General features: G+C 72.0%; 19 protein-coding genes. 12 read left to right on the top strand and 7 right to left on the bottom strand.

All coding sequences use genetic code 11. The features are described from left to right. Positions 1-87 precede the first annotated feature (87 nt). The 3 genes from ACZ7M7_RS36615 (at position 88) to ACZ7M7_RS36605 (ending at position 4,138) form a co-directional block, all read left to right on the top strand. On the top strand, positions 88-1,818 hold the full coding sequence (locus tag ACZ7M7_RS36615; RefSeq protein ID WP_383626822.1) for an N-acyl-D-amino-acid deacylase family protein: 1,731 nt from the start codon (positions 88-90) through the stop codon (positions 1,816-1,818). Then, positions 1,815-3,278, top strand: a complete 1,464-nt coding sequence (locus ACZ7M7_RS36610) for an aldehyde dehydrogenase family protein (RefSeq protein WP_472124630.1) — start codon at positions 1,815-1,817, stop codon at positions 3,276-3,278. The genes ACZ7M7_RS36615 and ACZ7M7_RS36610 overlap by 4 nt, the downstream gene beginning before the upstream one ends. 62 nt (positions 3,279-3,340) lie before the next feature. Continuing rightward, positions 3,341-4,138, top strand: a complete 798-nt coding sequence (locus tag ACZ7M7_RS36605) for an alpha/beta fold hydrolase (protein WP_472124628.1) — start codon at positions 3,341-3,343, stop codon at positions 4,136-4,138. A 15-nt stretch (positions 4,139-4,153) separates the two neighbouring features. Here ACZ7M7_RS36605 and ACZ7M7_RS36600 read toward each other — a convergent pair whose 3' ends face one another. Continuing rightward, a complete protein-coding gene (locus ACZ7M7_RS36600) occupies positions 4,154-4,546 on the bottom strand; it encodes a nitroreductase/quinone reductase family protein (protein ID WP_472124625.1) in 393 nt (130 codons plus the stop codon). Positions 4,547-4,657: 111 nt separating this feature from the next. Between ACZ7M7_RS36600 and ACZ7M7_RS36595 the strand changes: the two genes are divergently transcribed. Together ACZ7M7_RS36595 and ACZ7M7_RS36590 are read left to right on the top strand one after the other, a co-directional pair. Next, the gene (locus ACZ7M7_RS36595; protein ID WP_472124622.1) at positions 4,658-5,485 is read left to right on the top strand and encodes an endonuclease/exonuclease/phosphatase family protein; all 828 of its coding nucleotides are present in this window, start codon (positions 4,658-4,660) and stop codon (positions 5,483-5,485) included. A gap of 51 nt (positions 5,486-5,536) precedes the next feature. Beyond that, entirely contained in the window at positions 5,537-5,989 is a 453-nt protein-coding gene (locus tag ACZ7M7_RS36590) for a hypothetical protein (RefSeq protein WP_472124619.1), read from the top strand. Between the two features lie 109 nt (positions 5,990-6,098). Here the strand turns inward: ACZ7M7_RS36590 and ACZ7M7_RS36585 are convergent, their stop codons facing one another. Further along, positions 6,099-7,622: a CehA/McbA family metallohydrolase gene (locus ACZ7M7_RS36585; protein WP_472124616.1), complete on the bottom strand. Its 1,524-nt coding sequence runs from the start codon at positions 7,620-7,622 to the stop codon at positions 6,099-6,101. A 226-nt stretch (positions 7,623-7,848) separates the two neighbouring features. Here ACZ7M7_RS36585 and ACZ7M7_RS36580 point away from each other — a divergent pair, with 226 nt between their 5' ends. From ACZ7M7_RS36580 to ACZ7M7_RS36570, 3 genes are all read left to right on the top strand, one after another. Beyond that, complete coding sequence (locus ACZ7M7_RS36580; protein ID WP_383606557.1) at positions 7,849-8,700, top strand: LLM class F420-dependent oxidoreductase; 852 nt, start codon at positions 7,849-7,851, stop codon at positions 8,698-8,700. A 63-nt stretch (positions 8,701-8,763) separates the two neighbouring features. Further along, positions 8,764-11,376, top strand: a complete 2,613-nt coding sequence (locus ACZ7M7_RS36575; RefSeq protein WP_383606554.1) for a bifunctional FO biosynthesis protein CofGH — start codon at positions 8,764-8,766, stop codon at positions 11,374-11,376. A gap of 90 nt (positions 11,377-11,466) precedes the next feature. Next, positions 11,467-12,018 carry a hypothetical protein gene (locus ACZ7M7_RS36570; RefSeq protein ID WP_451167272.1) on the top strand — a complete coding sequence of 184 codons (552 nt, stop codon included), beginning with the start codon at positions 11,467-11,469 and terminating at the stop codon, positions 12,016-12,018. A 51-nt stretch (positions 12,019-12,069) separates the two neighbouring features. Here the strand turns inward: ACZ7M7_RS36570 and ACZ7M7_RS36565 are convergent, their stop codons facing one another. Then, on the bottom strand, positions 12,070-12,576 hold the full coding sequence (locus ACZ7M7_RS36565) for a DUF2165 domain-containing protein (RefSeq protein ID WP_472124613.1): 507 nt from the start codon (positions 12,574-12,576) through the stop codon (positions 12,070-12,072). Between the two features lie 109 nt (positions 12,577-12,685). Between ACZ7M7_RS36565 and ACZ7M7_RS36560 the strand changes: the two genes are divergently transcribed. Next, positions 12,686-15,667, top strand: a complete 2,982-nt coding sequence (locus tag ACZ7M7_RS36560; RefSeq protein ID WP_472125065.1) for a tetratricopeptide repeat protein — start codon at positions 12,686-12,688, stop codon at positions 15,665-15,667. Here the strand turns inward: ACZ7M7_RS36560 and ACZ7M7_RS36555 are convergent. The 3 genes from ACZ7M7_RS36555 to ACZ7M7_RS36545 are packed head-to-tail and all read right to left on the bottom strand — an operon-like array spanning position 15,603 to position 17,235. Further along, the gene (locus ACZ7M7_RS36555; RefSeq protein WP_472124610.1) at positions 15,603-16,238 is read right to left on the bottom strand and encodes a class I SAM-dependent methyltransferase; all 636 of its coding nucleotides are present in this window, start codon (positions 16,236-16,238) and stop codon (positions 15,603-15,605) included. The genes ACZ7M7_RS36560 and ACZ7M7_RS36555 overlap by 65 nt on opposite strands. Beyond that, positions 16,235-16,426 (bottom strand): DUF397 domain-containing protein, encoded by a 192-nt coding sequence (locus ACZ7M7_RS36550; protein WP_472124607.1) that lies wholly within the window; start codon positions 16,424-16,426, stop codon positions 16,235-16,237. The genes ACZ7M7_RS36555 and ACZ7M7_RS36550 overlap by 4 nt, the downstream gene beginning before the upstream one ends. After that, positions 16,423-17,235, bottom strand: coding sequence for a helix-turn-helix domain-containing protein (locus ACZ7M7_RS36545; protein ID WP_383606539.1), 813 nt, complete (start codon positions 17,233-17,235; stop codon positions 16,423-16,425). The genes ACZ7M7_RS36550 and ACZ7M7_RS36545 overlap by 4 nt, the downstream gene beginning before the upstream one ends. 114 nt (positions 17,236-17,349) lie before the next feature. On the opposite strand from ACZ7M7_RS36545, the gene ACZ7M7_RS36540 reads away from it, so the two are divergent. The 3 genes from ACZ7M7_RS36540 to ACZ7M7_RS36530 all read left to right on the top strand — a co-directional run bounded on the left by ACZ7M7_RS36540 (position 17,350) and on the right by ACZ7M7_RS36530 (position 20,108). Next, a complete protein-coding gene (locus tag ACZ7M7_RS36540) occupies positions 17,350-17,784 on the top strand; it encodes an ATP-binding protein (RefSeq protein WP_472124604.1) in 435 nt (144 codons plus the stop codon). A gap of 224 nt (positions 17,785-18,008) precedes the next feature. Then, a complete protein-coding gene (locus ACZ7M7_RS36535) occupies positions 18,009-18,818 on the top strand; it encodes a helix-turn-helix domain-containing protein (protein WP_472124601.1) in 810 nt (269 codons plus the stop codon). Between the two features lie 174 nt (positions 18,819-18,992). Further along, positions 18,993-20,108, top strand: coding sequence for an ADP-ribosylglycohydrolase family protein (locus tag ACZ7M7_RS36530; protein ID WP_472124598.1), 1,116 nt, complete (start codon positions 18,993-18,995; stop codon positions 20,106-20,108). A gap of 842 nt (positions 20,109-20,950) precedes the next feature. Here the strand turns inward: ACZ7M7_RS36530 and ACZ7M7_RS36525 are convergent. Further along, complete coding sequence (locus ACZ7M7_RS36525; protein ID WP_383606527.1) at positions 20,951-22,519, bottom strand: sodium:solute symporter family protein; 1,569 nt, start codon at positions 22,517-22,519, stop codon at positions 20,951-20,953. Positions 22,520-22,631: the final 112 nt, after the last annotated feature.

Below are 22,631 nucleotides of genomic sequence, written 5' to 3'. Positions count from 1 at the left end.
CGCGCCCACGCGGCGGAGCCGCATTCGACACAGCCCCGTGCCCCTGGAGGGGCGCAGCCCGCACCCGGAATTTGAGGAGGAGCCGTCATGCTCGATCACGTCATCAAAGGCGCGACCGTCGTCGACGGGACGGGTGCGCCCGCCTACACCGCCGACGTCGGCGTACGGGACGGCCGTATCGCCGCCCTCGGGACCATCACCGAAGAAGCCCGCACCAGCGAGGACGCCGCCGGGCTGATCCTCGCCCCCGGGTTCGTCGATCCCCACACCCACTACGACGCCCAGCTGTTCTGGGATCCGTACGCCACCCCGTCCCTGAATCACGGGGTGACCACGGTCGCCGGCGGGAACTGTGGGTTCACCCTGGCGCCTCTCAACCCCGCGCGGCCCGAGGACGCCGACTACACGCGGCGGATGATGTCCAAGGTCGAGGGCATGTCGCTGGTGGCGCTGGAGGAGGGGGCGCCCTGGAGCTGGCACAGCTTCGGGGAGTATCTGGACGCCCTGGAGGGGCGGATCGCGGTCAACGCGGGCTTCATGGTGGGGCACTGCGCGCTGCGGCGGTACGTCATGGGGCCGGACGCGGTCGGCGGGCAGCCCTCCTCGGAGCAGCTGGCCGCGATGGTGAGGCTGTTGCGGGAGGCGATGGAGGCGGGGGCCTGGGGGCTGTCCACCACCCAGTCGACCTCGCACTCCGACGGCGACGGGAAGCCGGTGGCCTCCCGGCACGCCGGGCCGGCCGAGTTGCTGGCCCTGGCACGGGCCGTCGGGGAGCACGAGGGCACGCAGATCGAGGCCATCGTGGCGGGCTGCCTGGACCAGTTCAGCGACGACGAGATCGACCTCTTCGTGGAGATGACCGCCGTCGCGGGCCGCCCCCTGAACTGGAACGTGCTCACGATCGACGCGGCGGTTCCCGAGCGGGTGCCCAGGCAGCTGGAGGCGAGTGAACGCGCCCGCAAGGCCGGTGGCCGGATCGTGGCGCTGACCATGCCGATCCTCACGCCGATGAACATGTCACTGGGCACCTTCTGCGCCCTGAACCTGATCCCCGGGTGGGGGCCGGTCCTGGGGCTGCCCGTCAAGGAGCGGATCGCCAAGCTCCGTGACCCGGACGTGCGGGCCGAGATGCTGCTGCGGGCCCGGTCCAAGGAGGCGGGAGTCTTCCGGCGGCTCACCCACTTCGGGCGATACGTCATCGGGGACACCTACAGCGCGGCGAACCGCGGGCTGACCGGGCGGGTCGTGCAGGACATCGCGGCCGAGCGCGGGCAGGAACCCTTCGAGTGCCTGGTCGAGATCTGCGCGGCGGACGATCTGCGTACGGTCCTGTGGCCGATGCCCACCGACAACGACCCCGACTCCTGGGCGCTGCGCGCCGAGACCTGGCGGCACGAGGACGTCATGCTGGGCGGCTCGGACGCCGGGGCGCATCTGGACCGGATGTGCGGGGCGCCGTACACGACCCGGTTCCTCGGGGACTGTCTGCGCGGGCGGAAGCTGGTCGGCCTCGAGCAGGCGGTGAAGATGCTCACCGACGACCCCGCCCGGCTGTTCGGCCTCCGTCACCGGGGGCGTGTCCAGGAGGGCTTCCATGCGGACCTGGTCCTCTTCGACCCGGAGCGGATCGACGCCGGCAAGGCCACTCTGGTGCACGACCTGCCGGGTGACAGCCCGCGGCTGGACTCCAAGGCGATCGGCGTACGGGCGGTCTGGGTCAACGGCGTCGAGGCGATCCGCGACGACGTGGTGACCGGGGCCGTGCCGGGGCGCGTGCTGCGCTCGGGGCGGGACACCAGGACGGTGGCCACCCGGTGAGCTTCAAGGCCGTCGACCGGCAGCGGTTGTTCGTCGGGGGTTCGTGGGTGGAGCCGGACGGCGGGTACTACGCCGTCGTCGATCCGGCGAGCGAGGAGACCGTCGGGTGGGCTCCGGAGGCGTCGCGGGATCAGGTGCACGCGGCCTGTGCCGCGGCCCGCGAGGCCTTCGGGCCGTGGTCGCGTACCTCGCCGGAGGAGCGGGCGGCCGTGCTGGGGAGGGCGGCGGACATCATCCGCGACCACCTGATGCCGTATGCCGAACTGGCCCAGGCCGAGACCGGGGCGACCACGGGGACGGCCCGGGGCATGCAGGTGGGCGTCGGGGCGGCCCGGTTCCGGCGCTACGCGCGCGTGGAGCCCGCCGAGTGGGCGATCCCGCCGCAGATCAACGAGGCCGGGCCGATGGGGAAGGCCGGTGTGATGGGTGCGCTGGCCGTCCGCCAGCCCGTCGGGGTCGTCACCTGCATCACGTCGTACAACAACCCGTGGGCCAACCCGGCGGGCAAGATCGCGCCCGCGCTGGCCATGGGCAACACGGTGGTCGTGAAGCCCGCCCCGCAGGATCCGCTGTCCGTCTACCGGATGGCGGAGGCGCTGGAGGCGGCGGGGGTGCCGGCGGGTGTGGTGAACGTGGTCTGCGGGCGTTCCGTGGCGGTCGGCGAGGCGGCCGTCTCCTCCCCGGACGTCGACATGGTGAGCTTCACCGGCTCCACGGCGGTCGGGCAGCGCATCGCCGAGGTGTGCGGGCGGGACATGAAACGCCAGTTGATGGAGCTGGGAGGGAAGGGCGCGGCGGTCGTCCTCGACGACGCCGACCTGGGGTCCGCCGTGGCCGGGATCGGGACGACGTTCTCCTTCTACAGCGGGCAGATCTGCACGGCGCCGACGCGGGTGCTGGCCCAGCGGGGCGTGTACGACCGGCTGGTCGAGCAACTGGCGGCGTACGCACGCCGGTTGACGGTCGGCGACCCGCGCGAGGCCGCCACGATCGTCGGCCCGGTGATCTCGGGGGAGCACCGGGACCGGGTGGAGTCGTACGTCGAGACGGGCCGGAAGGAAGGCGCCGTGGTGGTGGCGGGAGGTGAACGGCCGCCGTACGAGCGGGGTTTCTACGTGGCGCCGACCCTGCTCGCGGACTGCACCAACGACATGCGGGTCGCCCGGGAGGAGATCTTCGGGCCGGTCGTCTGCGTGATCCCCTTCGACGACGAGGAAGAGGGCATCGCCCTCGCCAACGACACGGACTACGGCCTGATCGACTACGTCTGGTCCGGTGACGTCGCCCGCGCCTTCCGGGTCGCTCGGCGGCTGCGGGCCGGGGGAGTGGGCGTGAACACCGTCGGGCGCAACATGGAGGCGCCGTTCGGCGGGTTCAAGAGGAGCGGAGTCGGGCGGGACGTCGGCTCGTACGCCCTGCACGCGTACAGCGAGGTGCAGGCGATCGTCTGGCCGGGGTGAACCGCGGGGATTGACCGGACGCAGTCTGTCACCGGAGCCGTGTGCCGGGCAGAGTCTTCCGCATGGGACACATGGTGCAGGTCAAGGGCGGCGAGGTCTGGGTGGACGACGCGGGCGCGGACGGCGGGGCCGTGGCCGGACCGCCCCTGGTGCTGCTGCACTCGGGGGTCGGCGATTCCCTGATGTGGGAGCCCGTACTGCCCGGCCTGGCGGCCGGACGTCTCCGGGTGATCCGGTACGACGCCCGCGGCTTCGGGCGGTCGCCGGCGCCCACCGGCTCCTACACCCAGCTCGACGACCTCAGGATCGTCCTGGACCACTTCGAACTGCCCCGGGTGGTCCTGGTCGGCTCCAGCATGGGCGCCAGGACGGCCATCGACCTGGCCCTGAGCGACCCCGGCCGGGTGGCGGCGCTGGGTCTGCTGGTGCCCGGCGTCAACGGCTACGAGGGCCTGGAGGTGCCGGAGGTGACCGACGAGATCGGCCGGCTGGCCACCGCCCGTGACATGGACGGCCTGGTCGCCCTCGCACTGCGGATCTGGGGCGCGGCGGGCGCCGACCCCGACACCGAGGCCGAGCCCCTGCTGCGGGCGGCGATTCCCGCGTGGTTCACGACCTACGGCCACGAGACCGAGGGCGGGCGGGCCTTCGACCGGCTGGGCGAACTCGACCTGCCCTGCACGCTCCTGCTCGGAGAGCGGGACCAGCCCGAGGTGATCCGCTGCAACGAGGCGATGGCCGCCCGGATCCCCGGCTGCCGGCTGGTCCGGCACCCGGACTGCGACCACTTCCCCACGCTGCGGGCGCCGCGGGACGTCGTACGGCTGGTGACGGAGCTGTGCGAACGGGCGTCGGCCTGACCGGCGCCGTACGCGTCAGCCGGTGAGGTCCACCCGGATCGTCAGCAGATCCGCCCCGAACGCCCGCACCCCGGCGCTGTTGACGCGGGGCAGGCCGCGCAGGCGGGCGATCGGGTCGTCGTCGGGCAGCAGATGCGCCGTGCCCGTGTGCCACCGCCCCTTGATCCGCACCCGTACCCGCGCGTCGGCCTTGATGTTGCGCACGTACTGCGACCGCTCCCCGAACTCCGACACCAGCCAGAACGACTCCCCGACCCGGCGTCCGCCGACCGGGGTGCGGCGGGGCACGCCGGAGGTGCGGCCCGTGGTCTCCAGCAGGGTCTGGGTCGGCAGGCGGCGCATCACGGCGTTGAGCCGCCGCTGGAAGGCCCTGACATTCCGGTATTTGGTCTCTGCGGGGCTGGACATGGTGTGCCGTTCTCCTGACTCGAAGCGGTGCTGATGCTCTTCAATGTCCCTCATGGAGGGTCGAACGAACGGTGGAGCCTCGAACGGTTCCTCTATGAGAGACGGTGGCCCATGCGGGTGGTGACCTGGAACCTGTGGTGGCGCTTCGGGCCCTGGGAGGCCCGGCAGAAGGCGATTCTCGCCGAACTGCGCGATCTGCGCCCCGACGTGGTCGGCCTGCAGGAGGTGTGGGCGGACGACCGCGAGAACCAGGCCGAGTGGCTGGCCGCCGAACTCGGCCTGCACTGGGCCTGGGCCCCGTCCCCCGCCCCCGAGCGCTGGCGCCGGCGGATCGGCGACCCCACGGTCGACATCGGGAACGCCGTGTTGAGCCGCTGGCCGGTCGTCGACCGGCGGACCCTTCGGCTGCCGGCGCCCCCGGACGTCGACGACGGCCGCCTCGCCCTCTTCACCCGCCTCGCCACCCCCTCGTACGACATCCCTTTCTGCACCACCCACCTCACCTCGGCCCTGCACGCCTCGGCCGTGCGCTGCCGGCAGGTCGCCGCGGTCGCCGAGTTCGTCGCCGAGAACCGGGGTGACACGCCCTTTCCGACGGTGGTCACCGGCGACTTCAACGCCTGGCCGGACTCCGACGAGATCCGCCTCTTCGGCGGCTACCGGACCACGCCGGTCATCCCCCGCCAGGTCTTCTTCGACGCCTGGCAGTACGCCACCCCGGACGCCCCCTCCGCCACCTGGGACCGCTCGAACCCATACGTCGCCGACAGCCGGGAGCCGAGCGCGCGCATCGACTACATCCACGTCGGGCCGCCGGGCACCGGCGGACTCGGCCACGTCCGCTCCGTACACCGCGCGTGCGACGGCCCGGTCGACGGCATCTGGCCATCCGACCATGCGGCGGTGGTCGCCGACCTGGAGGCCTCGACGACGCCCTGATGCATCGATATCCGGGCGACGAGCGGGCTCCGCGCTCGGCAGACTGCCGGCATGTCCACCGACGTGAGCGGAATGATTGAGTGCAGACCTCTGGCCCGGATCTTTGACGAGGACGACGAGGACGCGGTCTGGCACGCCGCCATTGACCTCATCCTCCTCAACACCGGCAATGCCTATGACGCCCTTGCCTGCCTGTTCGGCGTCCGCAACTCCTTCGGGTTCCAGCCGCTGACCGAGGACCGTGGCCTGCCGGAGGACGTCTCGGACGGACTGCGGGAAGCGTACGACTCCTGGGGTGGACCACAGGACGCGCAGGGAACGACGTGGATCAGCTGGGTCGAGTTGGCAGCCGCCGACTGGGACGAGACCGACCGTTCCGGCAAGCTCAGTCGAAGCGCCGTCGCCGGGGAGGGAACCCACTGGGCCCCGGTCTGGCACGTGATGAGGACGCTTTCCGAGCTGCATGGCCCGGAGCACGTGCGACTCGTGGTCTGGTTCGACTGATCACGGACGTCCTCCGCCCGGACTGACCTGAGCGCGTCGGCGGGGGCGGGCTCTGCAAGCCACCCCCCTCCGGTCGTGCCACGTCGGCGGTGCCGCGCAGCGCCGGTCGCTACGAACGCCCCAGGAAGATCGGATTCGTGACCGCCGCCAGTGCCCCCGGCAGGGGGCCCACCGCTGTCTCGTGGCGCAGTTCCGCCCGTACGTACGCCGCGTAGGCGGGGGTCGTGCGCCATTCCACGACGCCCGAGCCCGAGACCGGCAGTGGGGGGCTGGTGAACAGGACGCCCTGGTCGGTGACGAAGCGGACCGTGCAGCGGGGGGCGCCCGTGGCCTCCAAGCGGACGGTCACCGGCGTGCTGCGGGGGACCTCCAGACGCTCCCCGATGCCGGCGTGCTCACCCTTGCCGCCGGACACGCCGAAGGTCAGCGAGACGTTCTTCGACTCGGCGATGTACGACCGCCCCGCCTTGATCCCCTCCTGGATCGCCTCCCGCGTCAGATCGTCGGCCAGCACGACCGTCTGGGGCGTGCCGACCGGGTCGGGGTCGCGGTGGGCGTCGCTGTTGCCCATCGCCGGGATCCATGCGTCGGAACCCGAGCGCACGGACGCGACCAGCGTGCTGTCCCAGTCCGCCAGGGCCATCTCGTCGTCCGGGGTCCACGGCCCGTTCCAGACCTCGATCGCGTCCGCCTCGCCGAAGCCGAACTTCCAGTTGCAGCCGACGCAGGTGGCGTGCGGGTGGGCCGGGACGACGAGGCCGCCGGACTTGCGGATCTGGCGGGCGAACTTGCCGAAGCGGTTGTCCCGGGCGCGGTAGCGCCAGTCGACGAAGGTGCCGGGGTCGATGCCGAGCGCCACGACGTGGCCGTTTCGGGTCGTGACCTCCTCGCCGAGCATGATCAGGAGGTCGTCGCCCGCCGCGTCGGCCCAGTGCGCGTGCGCCGAGTGCGTGTTGTGCTCCGAGCTGTTGATGAAGTCCAGGCCGGCCGCGCGCGCGAGGGCGGCGATCTCGGCGGGCGTACGGCGGCCGTCGGAGTACCAGGAGTGCAGATGGCAGTCGCCCCGGTACCAGGCCCGCCCGCGCCCCTTCGCCCGCTCCGGCGGGTACGCCGGCTCGACGGACTCGGCGGGCTCGCCGTAGGTGAGCGTGATGGTGACCTCGTACGGCAGCCCCTGCGGCGCCACCGTGTACGGGCCGAGGGCGATGTGCCAGGTGCCCTCCCGGACCGGACCCGGGATGTACCCCGGCGTCGCCTCGTCCGCCCGGATGAAGAACTCCGTGCGCGCCCCGCCCGACCAGCCCCTGAAGCCACGGCCGCCGAGCTCGGTGCCGCGCCAGTCGAAGATGCCGATGTCGAGGGCGTTGCCCGGGGTGCCCGCCGGGACGGACGGCTTCTCATAGGTGTAGGAGACCTTGATCTCCCGTACCCCGGACGGCACTTCGACCGGCAGATACACGAAGTCGGGGGACCCGGGCGGCAGGGTTCCCCGCACGGTACGGGTCTCGGCGTCCTGGGTGTCGTCGGCACCGCTGGCGAAGGTCACGCTTCCCAACGTAAGCGCGGCGGCGGCGCCCGTCACGAACAGTGCGCGTCTTCCCAGGCCGGCGCCCGCGTACTCGTCCTCGCACATGCTGCTGCTCCCCAGGTCGTCGTGAAGGACTTGGCATGGGTGGTGCAGGGTGGTGCGTGCAACTCTGGTATTCAGCCGTGAACTGCCGTGCAAGGGAAGGGAATCGGCAGACAATCGGAAGCTGTCCGGGCTCCGCGGGACGCACGAGGGGGGATCTGTACGGAGATCCATATGTGCCGACCGGTCGGTATCGACATTGCAGCGTCGGCACGGTACAGATGCAGTCATGCGCATCTCCGTCACGATCTTCCTCACCGACGAGACCATCACCCCGACCCGGCTCGCGCGTGAGCTGGAGCAGCGCGGGTTCGCGGGGCTGTACCTGCCCGAGCACACCCACATCCCCGTCGAGCGGACCACCCCGTACCCGGCCGGCGGCGATCTGCCGCCCGAGTACGGCCGCACCCTCGACCCCTTCGTCGCCCTCGGCCAGGCCGCCGCCGTCACCGAACAGCTGGGCCTCGGCACCGGCATCACGCTGGTCGCGCAGCACGACCCGATCGATCTGGCCAAGCAGATCGCGACCCTGGACCACCTGTCCGGCGGACGGTTCACGCTCGGCCTGGGCTTCGGCTGGAACGTGGAGGAGGCCGCCGACCACGGCGTCGCGTGGGCCACCCGCCGCGACCTCGTCCGGGACCGGATGGCCCTGATGCGGGCTCTGTGGGCGGACGAACCCACCGCGTACGAGGGTGATTTCGGCGCCGTACGGGCGAGCTTCGCGTACCCCAAACCCGTACAGAAGCCGCGCGGCCCCAAGGTCAACGGCCCCCGCACGCTCATCGGCGGAGCGGCCGGCCCGAAGCTCTTCGCGCACATCAGCGAGTACGCCGACGGGTGGCTGCCGATCGGTGGCCGCGGACTGTCCGAATCTCTACCCCGGCTCCGTGCGGTCTGGTCCGACGCCGGCCGCGACCCGAACGCCCTCCAGGTCGTGCCGTACGCCGTGTTCCCCACCCCCGGCAAGCTCGCGCACTACGCGGAACTCGGCATCGAGGAGGTCGTCGTGCAGCTGCCCCCGGCGGGAGAGGCGGAGGTGCTGCGGGTGCTGGACGACTGCGCGGCCTTCCTCGGCTGACCATCGCGCATCCGTGCCCGACTGCCCTCCCGGCACTGATCAAGCCGACCGTATGCTCGAAGGATGACGACACCCGAGACCTCCGGAACCGGCCCCACCGACCGCCCCGGCGGCACCGGCCCGACCGAGAACTCCATGCGTCGCGCCCTCAAACGCGCCCGTGACGGCGTCGCCCTCGACGTCTCCGAGGCGGCCGTACTGCTCCAGGCCCGCGGCGAGGCCCTCGACGACCTCGTCGCGTCGGCCGGCCGGGTGCGGGACGCGGGCCTCGAGGCGGCGGGCCGGGCCGGTGTCATCACGTACTCGAAGAGCGTCTTCATCCCCCTCACCCGGCTGTGCCGGGACAAGTGCCACTACTGCACCTTCGTCACCGTCCCCGGCAAGCTGCGCCGCGCCGGGCACGGGATGTTCATGTCGCCGGACGAGGTCCTCGACATCGCCCGCAAGGGCGCCGCGCTCGGCTGCAAGGAAGCCCTCATCACCCTCGGCGACAAGCCCGAGGACCGCTGGCCCGAGGCGCGCGAATGGCTCGACGCGCACGGCTACGACGACACCATCGCCTACGTCCGCGCCATCTCCATCCGCATCCTGGAGGAGACCGGCCTGCTGCCGCACCTCAACCCGGGCGTCATGACCTGGACCGACTTCCAGCGTCTGAAGCCGGTCGCCCCGTCCATGGGCATGATGCTGGAGACGACGGCGACCCGCCTGTGGTCCGAGCCCGGCGGCCCGCACCACGGCTCCCCGGACAAGGAGCCGGCCGTCCGGCTGCGCGTCCTGGAGGACGCCGGCCGTTCCTCCGTCCCCTTCACGTCCGGGATCCTGATCGGGATCGGGGAGTCGTACGAGGAGCGGGCCGAGTCCCTCTTCGCGCTCCGGAAGGTCTCCCGGGCCTACCACGGCATCCAGGAACTGATCATCCAGAACTTCCGCGCCAAGCCGGACACCGCGATGCGCGGCATGCCGGACGCGGAACTCGACGAACTGGTCGCCACGGTCGCCGTCGCCCGGCACATCATGGGCCCGAGCGCCTGCCTCCAGGCCCCGCCCAACCTGGTGGACTCCGAGTACGAGCGCCTCATCCACGCCGGCATCGACGACTGGGGCGGCGTCTCGCCGCTCACGATCGACCACGTCAACCCCGAGCGCCCCTGGCCGCAGATCGAGGAGCTCGCCGAGCGCTCGGCGGCGGCCGGCTTCGAACTGCGCGAACGCCTCTGCGTCTACCCGGAGTTCGTCCAGCGCGGCGAGCCCTGGCTGGACCCGCGACTGCGCCCGCACGTACGGGCACTCGCCGACCCGGAGACGGGCCTGGCCCGTGCGGACGCCGTGGTCGAGGGGCACCCGTGGCAGGAGCCGGAGGAGGTCTTCGTCGCCTCCGGCCGTACGGATCTGCACTCCACGATCGACACCGAGGGCCGTACGTCCGACCGCCGCGACGACTTCGACGAGGTGTACGGCGACTGGGGTGCCCTGCGCGAGGCGGCGGCGCCCGGGATGGCGCCGGAGCGCATCGACACGGACGTACGCCAGGCACTGGCGACCGCGGCCGACGACCCGACCCGGCTGACCGACGAGGAGGCGCTGGCGCTGCTGCACGCGGACGGCCCGGCGCTGGACGCGTTGTGCAAGGTCGCCGACGACGTCCGTAAATCGGCGGTCGGCGACGACGTCACGTACATCGTCACGCGGAACATCAACTTCACCAACGTCTGCTACACGGGCTGCCGCTTCTGCGCCTTCGCCCAGCGCAGGACGGACGCGGACGCCTACACCCTCTCCCTGGACCAGGTCGCCGACCGCGCCCAGCAGGCCTGGGAGGTGGGCGCGGTGGAGGTCTGCATGCAGGGCGGCATCCATCCGGACCTGCCCGGGACGGCGTACTTCGACATCGCGAAGGCGGTGAAGGAGCGGGTCCCCGGCATGCACGTGCACGCCTTCTCGCCCATGGAGGTCGTCAACGGCGCCACCCGCACCGGCATGTCCATCCGCGAGTGGCTGACGGCGGCCAAGGAAGCCGGGCTGGACTCCGTCCCCGGCACCGCCGCCGAGATCCTCGACGACGAGGTCCGCTGGATCCTGACCAAGGGCAAGCTGCCGACGGCGACGTGGATCGAGGTGATCACCACGGCACACGAACTCGGCATCCGGTCCTCGTCCACGATGATGTACGGCCACGTCGACCAGCCCCGTCACTGGCTCGGCCACCTGCGCACCCTGGCCGGCATCCAGCAGCGCACGGGCGGCTTCACGGAGTTCGTGACGCTGCCGTTCATCCACACCAACGCGCCGGTGTACCTGGCGGGGATCGCGAGGCCCGGCCCGACGATGCGGGACAACCGGGCGGTGACGGCGATGGCCCGCCTCCTGCTCCACCCGTGGATCCCCAACATCCAGACCAGCTGGGTGAAGCTGGGCACCGAGGGCGCGGCGGAGATGCTCCGCTCGGGCGCGAACGACCTGGGCGGCACGTTGATGGAGGAGACGATCTCGCGGATGGCGGGGTCGTCCTACGGCTCGTACAAGTCGGTACGCGACCTGGTGGCGGTCGCCGATGCGGCCGGGCGCCCGGCCAGGCCCCGCACCACGCTGTACGGCGAGGTGTCGCAGGAACGGCAGCGGGCGGCGGCGGCCTCGGACGGGCACCTGCCGGAGCTGTTGCCCGTGCTGGACTGAGACGGAGACGGCACAGGACCGTGTCGCGGGGGTCGGTACGATGATCCGACCCCCGCTGGAGGGGTTCCGTAGCTGAGGAGATGCGTGCCCGTGCCTGCTCCCAAGGTCTGGGTGACCGGTCTGACGGTGGGCGCGATAGCCGCCGTCACCGTCCTCGCCATGCAGGCCGACAAGGGGCCGCACCCGACGGCCTCGGCGGCCCGCCCGAGCGCGTCGGCGGCGGCGGGGGCCAGTCCCGCCCCGACGAAGTCCGCCGCGCCCGCAGCCGTACCTGACGGCTCGGGCACCGGGCGCCGGGTCGTCTACTCCCTCGCCGAGAAGCGGGTCTGGCTGGTCGACGCGAGCGACGCGAGCCGCCGTACCTTCACCGTCTGGCCGGGCACCGTGAACCCGGACCCCGGCAGCTACACGGTGTCCTCGCGCAACGAGGCCACCACGGGCTCGGACGGTGTGCAGATCGAGAACATCATCTACTTCGCCGCGAAGTCCGGCATCTCCATAGCCTTCTCCAACGCCGTCGACGGCTCCTCGCCCCCGCCCGCCGCGGGCAAACAGACCGGCGGGGTCCGGATGCGCGCGGCGGACGGGGCGGCGTTGTGGACGTTCGGGGAGACGGGCACGACGGTCGTCGTGGTCAAGTAGCGGCGGCCCCGCTCGAACCGCGGTGATCCCGCTCAGCCGGTGGCCGGCCGCTCAGCCGGCGGACTTCTCCTTGCCGGACGCCAGGTTGACCACCAGCAGCACGACCCCGCTCAGCAGGAACACCCGCGTCGCCGCGTCGAGCCCGTTCCAGTCCGCCGACTGCCACATCGAGAACCACTCCCCGCCGATGGCGATGAAACCGCCGCCGAACAGCAGCATCAGCATCAGCAGACCGTAGGTGGAGAAGCGCCGGGCACTCAGGTCGTCGCGGCGCAGCCACAGCCAGGTGCCGTATATGAGGACGAGTGCGGCGACGGTCTCCCAGACGATGATCGCGACGTACGCCGCGTCCTGAAGGCCCTTGCTGGTGATGGCTCTCCACATCAGGTCCTCGTCCTTGAACGTCGTATCCATCGCCAGGACGTGCCGCACGAACTGCTGGTTGGTCCCGAAGTCGGTGATGTTCCCGAAGGCGACGAGGGCCGTGTAGAGAGCGACGGTCGCGGTGAGGAGGGTGGCCGCGAGATGGAGTGCGGTGCGTGGGGGTGTCGTTGACATGATGGTCATCTTCCCTGTGGAGGCCCTGTGCTCCATAGGCATTGAGCCAGAATGATGGCGTAGGGCAGCCGAGCGGGAGGATCCACGCGTGGGACAGGCGCGGCCGTCGATGCAGGAGCTGATCGGCCGGCGCAGTCGTGCCGGATTCGTGGGCCGCAGTGCCGAACGCGCGGCCTTCCGGGCCAACTTGGACATCCCGCCGGAGGACGAGCGGCACCGGTTCCTCTTCCACGTGCACGGAAACGCGGGCGTCGGCAAGTCCTTCCTGCTCCGCGAACTGGAGCAAGTCGCCCGCGAGCGCGGCGCCTTGACCGCGTTCGTGGACGAGAGCGCGGGAAGCGTGCCGGAGGCGCTGGAGGCGATGAGCCGGCAATTCGTCGCGCAGGGGCGGCGGTTGAAGGACCTGGACCGGCTGCTGGCCGCGCATCGGGAGCGCAGGCACGAGGCGGAGCTGGCGGCGATCACCGCGCCGCCGTCCGAGCCGCCGGCGCCCTCGGCGGGCAGCATGGCGGTGGCGCGGGCCGGCCTGGTGGGACTGGGCATGGTGCCCGGTGTCGGCGCCTTCACCGGGATGGTCGACGCCGCACAACTGGCCCAGGGCGCGGACCGCTTGCGCTCCGGACTCGGTGCCCGCTTCCGCACCCACGAGGACGCCCGGCTCGTCCTCGCCCCCGAGAGCGTGCTCACTCCGGTGCTGCTGGAGGAGCTCGCCCAGGCCGCCTCCGCCGTGCCGTGGATCGTCCTGTTCCTCGACACCTACGAGCGCACCGGCCGGTTCCTCGACGCGTGGCTGCACGCCGTGATGACCTCGGACCTGTACGGCCCCCTCCCGGCCACGGTCGTCGTGGTGACGGCAGGCCAACTCCCCTTCGACGCCACCCGCTGGGGCGGCTTCGGCGACTTCATGACCGACGTGCCGCTCCTGCCGTTCACGGAGGCGGAGACGCGGGACCTGCTCGCGGGCAGGGGAGTGGTGGCCGAGCCCGTGGTGGGGGAGGTGCTGCGCCTGACGGGTGGTCTGCCGGTGCTCGTGTCGACGCTCGCGGAGAGCCGCCCCACCGATCCGGCCGACGTGCGGGACCCCAGCGCCACGGCCGTCGAGTGGTTCCTGAAGCGGGCGGAGGACGCGGTGCAGCGGTCGGTCGCGCTGGCCTGCGCGCTGCCCCGGCGGCTGGACGCTGATGTGTTCCGGGCGGTCGTGGGCGACTCCGATCCCGAACTGGACGGCCTGTACGCGTGGTTGCGTGGCCTGCCGTTCGTCAGCGAGCGGGGCGGCCGGGTCCGGTACCACGACGTCGTACGGGCGCCGATGCTGCGGTTGCAGCGGCAGGAGGCGCCCCGCACCTGGGCGGCCCGGCAGCAGGCGCTCGCCGCCGTGTTCCGGGAATGGCGGGCCGAGGCGGAAGCCGGACGGGACGCCGAGGAGCTGTGGGCGGACGAGGCGTGGCGGGAGCTTCGGCTGGCGGAGCTGTACCACTTGCTGTGCGCCGGTGAGCGGGCGGCGTTGACGAGCGTCCTCGGCGATGTCGTCGATGCCTGCGAGCAGGGAGAGTCCGTCGCCGAGCGGTGGGCTCGGGTGCTGGTGGAGGCCGGATCGGACGCCGAGACCCGGGCGGTGTCCCAGTGGGGCAGACGGCTCGCGACCGCCCTCGGCAACGGCGGGACGCCCGCGGCCCTCGAACTGGTCCTGCGTGCGACGGGATTCGATCGGACGCCGGTGCCCGCGGGGGCGGGGGCGGTCGGGACGGGGTACGGCATGGCGGCTGCGGCTGCCACCGGGCCGGTTGCGGGGGCCGCCGGGTGGGGTGGTGCCGGGGTTTACGGGGGGAGTGGCGCGGGGGCTGCCGGGCGGGGCACCGCGGCATCCCCGCCAGGGGCCGCAGGGCCCGGAACCGGGGGCTCCGCATGGGATCGGCTGGCCAGGAGGCGCGCCACCTCGGCCAACACGGCAGCCACCCGGCCGGGCAGTTCGGCCGAGGCCCAGTCCCGTGAGACGCAACAGCACGCATCCGAGGACCAGGGCGCCAACCCGTGGCGGGCCGAGCCGCCGGGGGAGCGGGGTGAGGGGGCGCAGGCCGAGCCGCAGGGGCAGGGTCCCCAGGTGTCGCAGGCCGGGGTGCAGGGTCAGGGCCCCCAGGTGTCGGGGGTCGAGCCACCGGGGCAGCGCACTGAGGTGCCGCAGGCCGAGTCGCAGGGTGAGGGCCCTCAGGCGCCGGTGCAGGGAGCCCTGCCGTGGCAGGCCGTACCGCAGGATCGGCGTGTCCAAGCGGTGCCGCACGCCATGACCTCGCCCGGTACCCCCGTGCAGGACGCGTCGGCCGAGGCCGGCTGGCGGGTCGCGCTGGCCCCCGTCATGGCGGCCCGTGCCTACCGCGCCCGCGCCATCGCCCAGGACCTCGCCGGCGACCGGCGCGCGGCCGTCGCCCTCCTGAACCGGGCCCTCGAACTGGTCCCCGACGACCCTCGCAGCCTTGCCCTGCGCGGGGAGTACCACCGTGTGCTGGGGCGCCACGACGAGGCCCTCAGCGACCTGGACCGGGCCCTCGAACTGAACCCCGCCGACGCCTTCGCCCTGGCCTCCCGCGGCGCCACCCGGCTCAGTCGGGAGGGTCTCGACGAGGCGCTGACGGACCTCGACGGGGCCGTTTCGCTGAAGCCGGACTACTCGTGGGCCCTGATGCGCCGGGCCCGGGTGCACCGAGCCCTCGGCGACCAGGCGCGACAGCTGGCCGACCTCGACCGGGCCGTGGCGGTGGACCCCGACTGGGCCTGGGCCCGCTGCGAGCGCGGTGACGCCCTGCGCGCCGCCGGCCGTGACGACGACGCCCTCGCCGACTACGACCACGCGCTCGCCCGGGAACCCGACTACAACTCCGCCCGCGCGAGCCGAGGCGCCTCGCTGGCCAACCTGGGCCGCCACGAGGAGGCGCTCGCCGATCTGGACCGGGTGCTGGCAGCCAACCCGTCGTACACCTGGGCGGCGGATCAACGGGCCGCCGTGCTCCGTCAGCTGGCGGCCGAACCGGCTACTCCCGAACGCAGCGAAGGAACAGATGAGGCTCGGGCTCGGCACCGGGATGGTCAGGCGTGAACAGCACGTCCTCGGTGGACAGCACTCTCAGTCCCGCCGCGGCGACCATGTCGGTGAAGTCCTCGGCCGCGAAGCTGGTCGCCCGCACGTTCTGCCCCATGAAGACGACTTCGACGTCCTCCACGTCCGCCGGCACGGTCGCCAGCACCATGCTGCCGCCGGCTCGCAGCGCCCGTGCCAGCCGAGTCACGAGAGCCTCCTGCATGGCGCGGGACATCTGCAGCAGAGAGAAGTACACGCAGACTGCGTCGAACGCACAATCCCGAAGCGGGACTTCATGGATGTCGGCGTGCCGGAAGGTGGCGTCGGGCACCTGCCGGGCGGCGAGGTCCACCATGACCGGAGACACGTCGACCCCCAGCACGCCATGGCCCGCCGCGGCGAGCGTCTCGGCCGTGGGGCGCCCGGTCCCGCTCCCGACGTCCAGTACCTGGCTGCCCGGTTCGAGCCGCCCGACCAGCCACGCCAACGACGCCCGGTGCGTCTCCGAGCCCGCGAACGCCCTCTCGTATGCGGGCCCCAGTGCGTCGAAGACGGCGGCGGCACGCAGTGCCTGCGACTCGTCGGTCACGGCATCGTGCTCATGCCGTCGATGAACTCCGCCCAGGAACTCGCTTCGAATGCGAGCCGTGCGCCGTCCTTGTCCTTTGAGTCGCGGACGTGGACGCCGGCGTTGGCGGGGGATATGGCGACCTCGACGCAATCGGGGCCGTCGTTGCTGCTGTAGCTGCTCTTGAACCACTCCAGGGTGGAGGTCATGTTTCTTCTCCCAGGACTTTCTCGATGAAGGCCAGCGATTCACGTGGCGTCAGAGCCTGCGCCCGGATCATTCCATAGCGCATATCCAGGGTCTGGACCTCCCGGGGATCGCTGATCACGCGACTGTGCAGCTGTGCCTCGGAGTGCCCCAAGGTCTTGCCGTCCTGGAGCTTTAGCAGCCTGATCGGCCCGCCCATTCCTGCGTGGTCCTCACGGTCCGTGGGCATCACCTGAATCGCGACGTGCCTCAACGCACTGATCTCCAACAGGTGTTCGAGCTGCTGCCGGAGCACCATTCTGCCCCCGACGGGCCGCCGCAGCGTCACCTCTTCCTGGACAAAAGTGAGCAGCGGGGCGGGCATCCGCTCGAAGACGCGCTGCCGCGCCATGCGGGCGGCGACTTGGCGGTCGATCTCCTCCTCCGAGAGCGCGGGTCGGCGCATGGCGAACAACGCCCTTGCGTACTCAGGGGTCTGGAGCAGGCCGTGCATGTTGTGGTTGGCGTAGGCGCCCAACTCCACCGCCTCGTCCTCCAGCTTGGCCAGATCCCGAACCTTCTTCGGATACCGGGCCCTCTCCACGTCGTCCTTCATCGCCGAGAGCTTTCCGCCCGCCCCGAGCACCTCATCGGCCTTGTCCAGGAAGTCCGGCTTGGGAATCCGTCGGCCCCGTTCCACCGACGAGACCATCTCCTCGCCGTACCCGATGGCGGCGCCCAGTTCGGCCTGGGTCATCCCGGCGGCCTCGCGCCACATCCTGATCTGCCGTCCGACCGTCCTGAGAACGGCCTCGGCCTCCTCGTCCTCCACGTCTTCCCCTCCCGGCGTACGAGCCGTACGACCCCGTCGCCCATCCGTACAGTCACGCTGCGTACCGAGGTCATGACTGTTCAGCGTAGGAGTCGGCTCGCCACGCTGGGTGACATGAGCCAGAAATCCCTCGCCCAAGTCACCTGCCCCACGCACCACTTCACGGTTCAGCTGTCCGCTACTCGAAGAGGTGCTCGACTCGCGCGCCTGCTCACCGAGCGCCAACTGGACGACTGGGGCGTGCCGTTCGAGGGGGCGGTGCACGTCGTGGCCGAGCTGGCGTCGAACGCCGTACTCCACGGCCGCGTCCCCGGACGGGACTTCCGGCTCAGGCTGAAGCTGAGCACCGACGGCACTCTCCGTATCGAGGTGACCGACGCCCGGGGTGACCGGATCCCGCAGGTCCGGGACGCGGCGGGTGGCGAGAGGGAGTCGGGACGAGGGCTGCTGATCGTGGCGGCGTACGCGGACCGTTGGGGCGTCGATGAGGCTCTGGCCAACTGCAAGACCGTGTGGGCTGAAGTGACGCCGGATCGCGGAGGGGCGTGACCCGGCGGCTCCCGACGCAAAGACCAAAGAACCGGGGAAAGAACCGAACCCACCCCCACCGCCCCCGTCGATCACCCGCAGGGGTGAACATCGCCAACTCGGCTGGCGCGCAGGGGCGTTCGTGGTGCAGCGTCACCCAGAGACAACCGCACACATGAATCGGCCCCCGCCGGGACTGGCATCCCAATGCGAGGGCCTAACACCGAGGAAGTACGGCTTCCCCAATGACTGAGATTCAGCCTAGCGCGCCCGCGCGCGCCAAGTCCGGCCATTCCGCCGGAGGCGTCGAGCACGTCAACGAACCCCACCACGACCAGTTCGTCGTGGTCGGAAACCACCTCGCCCAGCACCCTGAGCTGTCCCTGACGGCGATCGGGCTGGCGGTCCACATCCAGTCGCTGCCCGCCCGGACCCCGGTCGGGATCAAGACGCTGGCCGCGAAGTTCCCCGAGGGGGAGATCCGGGTCGCCGCCGCCCTGCGGGAGCTGGAGGCACACGGATACCTGGCGCGCACCAAGGAGCGTCTTCAATCCGGCCGAGTCGTGACCCGGACGATCTCGTACAACAGGCCGGGCGTCGCCGTGGCCCGAGCCGCGATGAAGCCCGCCGCACCCCGCCCGGCTCCGCCGTCCCCCGGCTCGAAGACGTCGGCCTCCGCGTCCGGTGCCGCCCTCGATGCCGCCCTTGATGTCCTCGCGGGCCTGCGCGCCCACGACCCCCGCCTGCTGCTGGCCGAAAGAGACGTGCACCGCTTGGCCCCGACCGTCTCCGCCTGGCTGGACAGGGGCGTCCCGCCCACCGCCGTGCAGCGCACCCTGACGAACGCCCTGCCCAAGGACCCCATCCTGAACCCGGCAGCGTTCCTCGCCCACCGCCTCCGGGCGCTGCTGCCACCACCGCTCCCCGCCCCGGCACACCCCCCGCCCCCCGTACGCCCGGACCCACTCCAGACCTGCGAGGGATGCGACCGGGCGTTCCGTTCAGCGGGCCCGGGCCGCTGCCGGGACTGCCGTCCGGTGGATGTGGCGGCGTAGAGAGTCGGACGGGAGCCCTGTACGGGGCATAGCCGATCACTCCGGACCACTCCGGATCACTTCGGTCCACCTCGGGCACATTCCGCATACCGATCCGCCCCGTGAACCGACCGTCCCCGGTCGATTACAGTGTCGAGCCGTCGTACACACGGTCGCTGCAACGGGGAGGTCCTGATGGGTGCGATAGCCGGCGCCGTCTGGGGCCGTACCGAGCAGCAGGACTTCCGCAGCAGGGTGCGCGGCACGCTGCTCGGCGTGGCCGTCGGGGACGCCCTCGGGGCGCCGGTCGACGGCTTGGGCCTCGACGAGATCCGGGAGCAGTACGGCGCCGAGGGGCTCCTCGATCTCGGGTTCGGGTACGGGCGGCGCGGTGCCGTGACGCATCTCACGCAGCTCACGCTGTTCAGTGTCGACGGGCTGATCAGGGCGCAGGTCCGGCGGGACACCGGCGCCTGGCATCCGCCGACCGATCTGCACCGGGCGTATCTGCGGTGGGCCGCCACGCAACACGACTGGGGGCCCGACGAGCGCCGCAAGGACGACGGCTGGCTGGCTCGCGAGGAGTGGCTGTACGCCCGCCGCGATCCCACCCGCGCGCTTCTGATCGGCCTCGGTGACGAGGCCATGGGCACCCTGGAGTCGCCCAAGAACGCCACCGAGCTCGGGCCCGAGGCCACCGCACGCTCCGCGCCCTTCGGGTTGCTCGTCGGCTGGGAGCCGCAGCTCGTCGTCCAGCTCGCCGTGGAGTGCGCGGCGCAGACCCACGGCCACCCCGTCGCCTACCTGTCGGCGGGCGCGTACGCGGTGATCGTGCACGCGGTCGCCTCCGGGGAGAGCCTCGACGGGGCCGTGCAGCGGGCGCTGGCGCTGCTGGCCGTGCGGCCCGGGCACGAGCCCGTGTCGGACGCGCTGCAGCACGCGCTGGGTGCCGTACGGCAGGGCATGCCCACCCCGGCCCGGGTGGAGGAACTCGCGGCCGACGGCTCGGCGGACGGGCTGCTCGCGGCCGCCGTGTACTGCGCCCTGGTCGGCGAGGACGTCCGCCACGGCCTCTGCCTCGCCGTCAACCACGACGGCCCCTCCGCCGCCGCGGCCGCCCTCACCGGCGGCCTCCTCGGCGCCCTCCACGGCGAAACGGCCCTCCCCCCGGCCTGGCTCGCCGAACTGGAGGGCCGCCCCACCATCCTCGAACTCGCCGACGACTTCGCCATGGAAATGACCCAGGGCCCGGCACTGCACAGCCCGGCGGGAGCGTCACCGGGCTGGCTGGCGAGGTACCCCCGCGGCTGACCGCAAGCGGGAGGAACCAGGGGCAGACCCCCACGCTGTACGCCCGCCGGGGCGCACCCACCCTGCTCACCCCGGTCCGCGTCCCGCGCCCGCCTCCGCCCCGTGCCCGGCGCATCTCCGGCCCGCGCCCGCCCTGTGCCCGGCCCGTCTCCGGCCCGCCCCGGGCCCGTGCCTGGCGCATCTCCGGCCCGACCCCGGCCCGCGCCTGGCGCATCCCTGGCGCATCCCTCTCCCGCGCCTGGCCCGTGCCTGCCCCGCGCCCGGCCCGTCTCCGCCCTGTGCCCGGCCGGTCCCGGCTCGCCTCCGGCCCGCCCCGGCTCGCCTCCGCCCTGTGCCCGGCTCGCCTCCGCCCCGCCTCGGGCCCGTGCCTGGCGCATCTCCGGCCCAACCCCGGCCCGCGCCTGGCGCATCCCTGGCGCATCCCTCTCCCGCGCCTGGCCCGCGCCTGGCCCGCGCCTGGCCCGCGCCCGGCCCGCGCCCGGCCCGTCTCCGCCCTGTGCCCGGCCGGTCCCGGCTCGCCTCCGGCCCGCCCCGGCTCGCCTCCGCCCTGTGCCCGGCTCGCCTCCGGCCCGCCTCGGGCCCGTGCCTGGCGCATCTCCGGCCCAACCCCGGCCCGCGCCTGGCGCATCCCTGGCGCATCCCTCTCCCGCGCCTGGCCCGCGCCCGGCCCGTCTCCGGTCCGCCCCCTGCCCGTCTCCGACCCGCCTCCAGTCCGCCCCGGCCCGCCCCCGACTCGACTCCGGCGACGGCCCGGCCTCCGGTCACCCCGATCGCCAGGGCAACGACAAGGGCGGCCCCCCCCGCCGTGCGAGTGGCCGCCCTGCCCCAATCGTCCCCCGTCCTCAGTCCTTGGCGCGGACCACGTCCTCCCTCGCGTCCGCATCCGCCGGCACCGCAGCGGCAGCGCCCCCGTCCCCGTCCGTGTTGATCCGCTCGACGATCGCCATCCGCTCCGGGGTGTCCTCCGGCTTGATGAAGCCGATGAGGATGTACAGGACCAGGGAGACCGCCAGCGGGATGGAGACCTGGTACTGGAGCGGCACCCCGCCCTCGATCTGCCAGCTGATCGGGTAGTTGACCAGCCAGAAGGCGAGCAGGCCCATCGACCAGCTGGTCAGTGCCGCCGTCGGGCCGGAGCGGCGGAACTGGCGCAGCAGGCCCAGCATCATCGGGATGGCGATCGGGCCCATGAGACCGGCGACCCACTTGATCACGACGGTGATGATGTCCTTGAAGGTGGGGGAGTTGACCTGGGTCGCCACCGCCATGGACAGGCCGAGGAAGACGACCGTGGTCACCCGGGCCGCGATCAGACCGGACCGCTCGCCCCACGCCCGCGCCTGCTTCGACAGCACCGGCGCCACGTCCCGGGTGAACACGGCCGCGATCGCGTTGGCGTCGGAGGAGCACATGGCCATGGTGTGCGAGAAGAAGCCGACGATCACGAGGCCCAACAGGCCGTGCGGGAGGAGCTGTTCGGTCATCAGGCCGTACGAGTCCGAGCCGTCCGCCTTCTGCGACTCGACCAGCAGCGGGGACATCCACATCGGGAAGAACAGCACGACCGGCCAGACCAGCCACAGGATCGCCGACAGCCGCGCCGAGCGCTCGGCCTCCCGCGGGGTGGCCGTGGCCATGTACCGCTGGGCCTGGTTGAGCATCCCGCCGTTGTACTCGAAGAGCTTGATGAAGAGGAACGCGAGCAGGAAGACGGTCCCGTACGGCCCGACCAGCGGCTCCCCGTGTCCCTGGAGCTCCGGCCGGTCCCAGGCTTCGAAGAAGCCGATGCCCTTGTCGTTCAGTTCCATGACGACCGCGATGAACATCGCGACGCCGGCCAGCAACTGGATGATGAACTGGCCGAGTTCGGTCAGCGCGTCCGCCCACAGGCCGCCGATGGTGCAGTAGACGGCCGTGATGGTGCCGGTGATGAGGATGCCCTGGTTCAGCGACACACCCGTGAACACCGACAACAGGGTCGCGATCGCGGCCCACTTCGCGCCCACGTCCACGATCTTCAGCAACATGCCGGACCAGGCCAGCGCCTGCTGGGTCTTCAGGTCGTAGCGGTTCTTCAGGTACTCCAGCGGAGACGCCACATGCAGCCGCGACCGCAGCCGGTTGATCCGCGGCGCGAACAGCTTCGACCCGATGGCGATGCCCAGCGCGATGGGGAAGGACCAGGTGACGAAGGACGTGACGCCGTAGGTGTAGGCGATGCCCGCGTACCCGGTGAACATCACCGCGCTGTATCCGGACATGTGATGCGAGATCCCGGACAGCCACCACGGCATCTTGCCGCCCGCGGTGAAGAAGTCACTGACGTTGTCCACCCGCTTGTGCGACCAGACGCCGATCGCCACCATCACGCCGAAATAGCCGATGAGCACGGCCCAGTCGAGACCGTTCATGTGCGCCCTCCCAGGGTTCAGCCCGGCGCTCATCGTGGGCGCTGTCGCGTGAACACGACAAGCTGGTGACAGGTCAAGGGGAGGTAAAATCATTCGGCATGCTGGTCTTGGT

It is taken from the genome of Streptomyces sp. NPDC111606, from assembly GCF_055656945.1.
Note: the sequence above shows the minus strand (reverse complement) of the source record. Positions and strands in the feature narration are given on the sequence as shown.

Bases quoted from the DNA above. Each gene is read 5' to 3' on its own strand.
- ACZ7M7_RS36560 (WP_472125065.1), top strand. From the start codon at position 12,686: ATGCAGGAGCTGATCGGCCGGCGCAGTCGTGCCGGATTCGTGGGCCGC.
- ACZ7M7_RS36550 (WP_472124607.1), bottom strand. From the start codon at position 16,426: ATGACCTCCACCCTGGAGTGGTTCAAGAGCAGCTACAGCAGCAACGAC.
- ACZ7M7_RS36585 (WP_472124616.1), bottom strand. From the start codon at position 7,622: ATGTGCGAGGACGAGTACGCGGGCGCCGGCCTGGGAAGACGCGCACTG.
- ACZ7M7_RS36575 (WP_383606554.1), top strand. From the start codon at position 8,764: ATGACGACACCCGAGACCTCCGGAACCGGCCCCACCGACCGCCCCGGC.
- ACZ7M7_RS36590 (WP_472124619.1), top strand. From the start codon at position 5,537: ATGTCCACCGACGTGAGCGGAATGATTGAGTGCAGACCTCTGGCCCGG.
- ACZ7M7_RS36595 (WP_472124622.1), top strand. From the start codon at position 4,658: ATGCGGGTGGTGACCTGGAACCTGTGGTGGCGCTTCGGGCCCTGGGAG.
- ACZ7M7_RS36615 (WP_383626822.1), top strand. From the start codon at position 88: ATGCTCGATCACGTCATCAAAGGCGCGACCGTCGTCGACGGGACGGGT.
- ACZ7M7_RS36605 (WP_472124628.1), top strand. From the start codon at position 3,341: ATGGGACACATGGTGCAGGTCAAGGGCGGCGAGGTCTGGGTGGACGAC.
- ACZ7M7_RS36600 (WP_472124625.1), bottom strand. From the start codon at position 4,546: ATGTCCAGCCCCGCAGAGACCAAATACCGGAATGTCAGGGCCTTCCAG.
- ACZ7M7_RS36540 (WP_472124604.1), top strand. From the start codon at position 17,350: ATGAGCCAGAAATCCCTCGCCCAAGTCACCTGCCCCACGCACCACTTC.
- ACZ7M7_RS36565 (WP_472124613.1), bottom strand. From the start codon at position 12,576: ATGTCAACGACACCCCCACGCACCGCACTCCATCTCGCGGCCACCCTC.
- ACZ7M7_RS36580 (WP_383606557.1), top strand. From the start codon at position 7,849: ATGCGCATCTCCGTCACGATCTTCCTCACCGACGAGACCATCACCCCG.
- ACZ7M7_RS36535 (WP_472124601.1), top strand. From the start codon at position 18,009: ATGACTGAGATTCAGCCTAGCGCGCCCGCGCGCGCCAAGTCCGGCCAT.
- ACZ7M7_RS36525 (WP_383606527.1), bottom strand. From the start codon at position 22,519: ATGAACGGTCTCGACTGGGCCGTGCTCATCGGCTATTTCGGCGTGATG.
- ACZ7M7_RS36530 (WP_472124598.1), top strand. From the start codon at position 18,993: ATGGGTGCGATAGCCGGCGCCGTCTGGGGCCGTACCGAGCAGCAGGAC.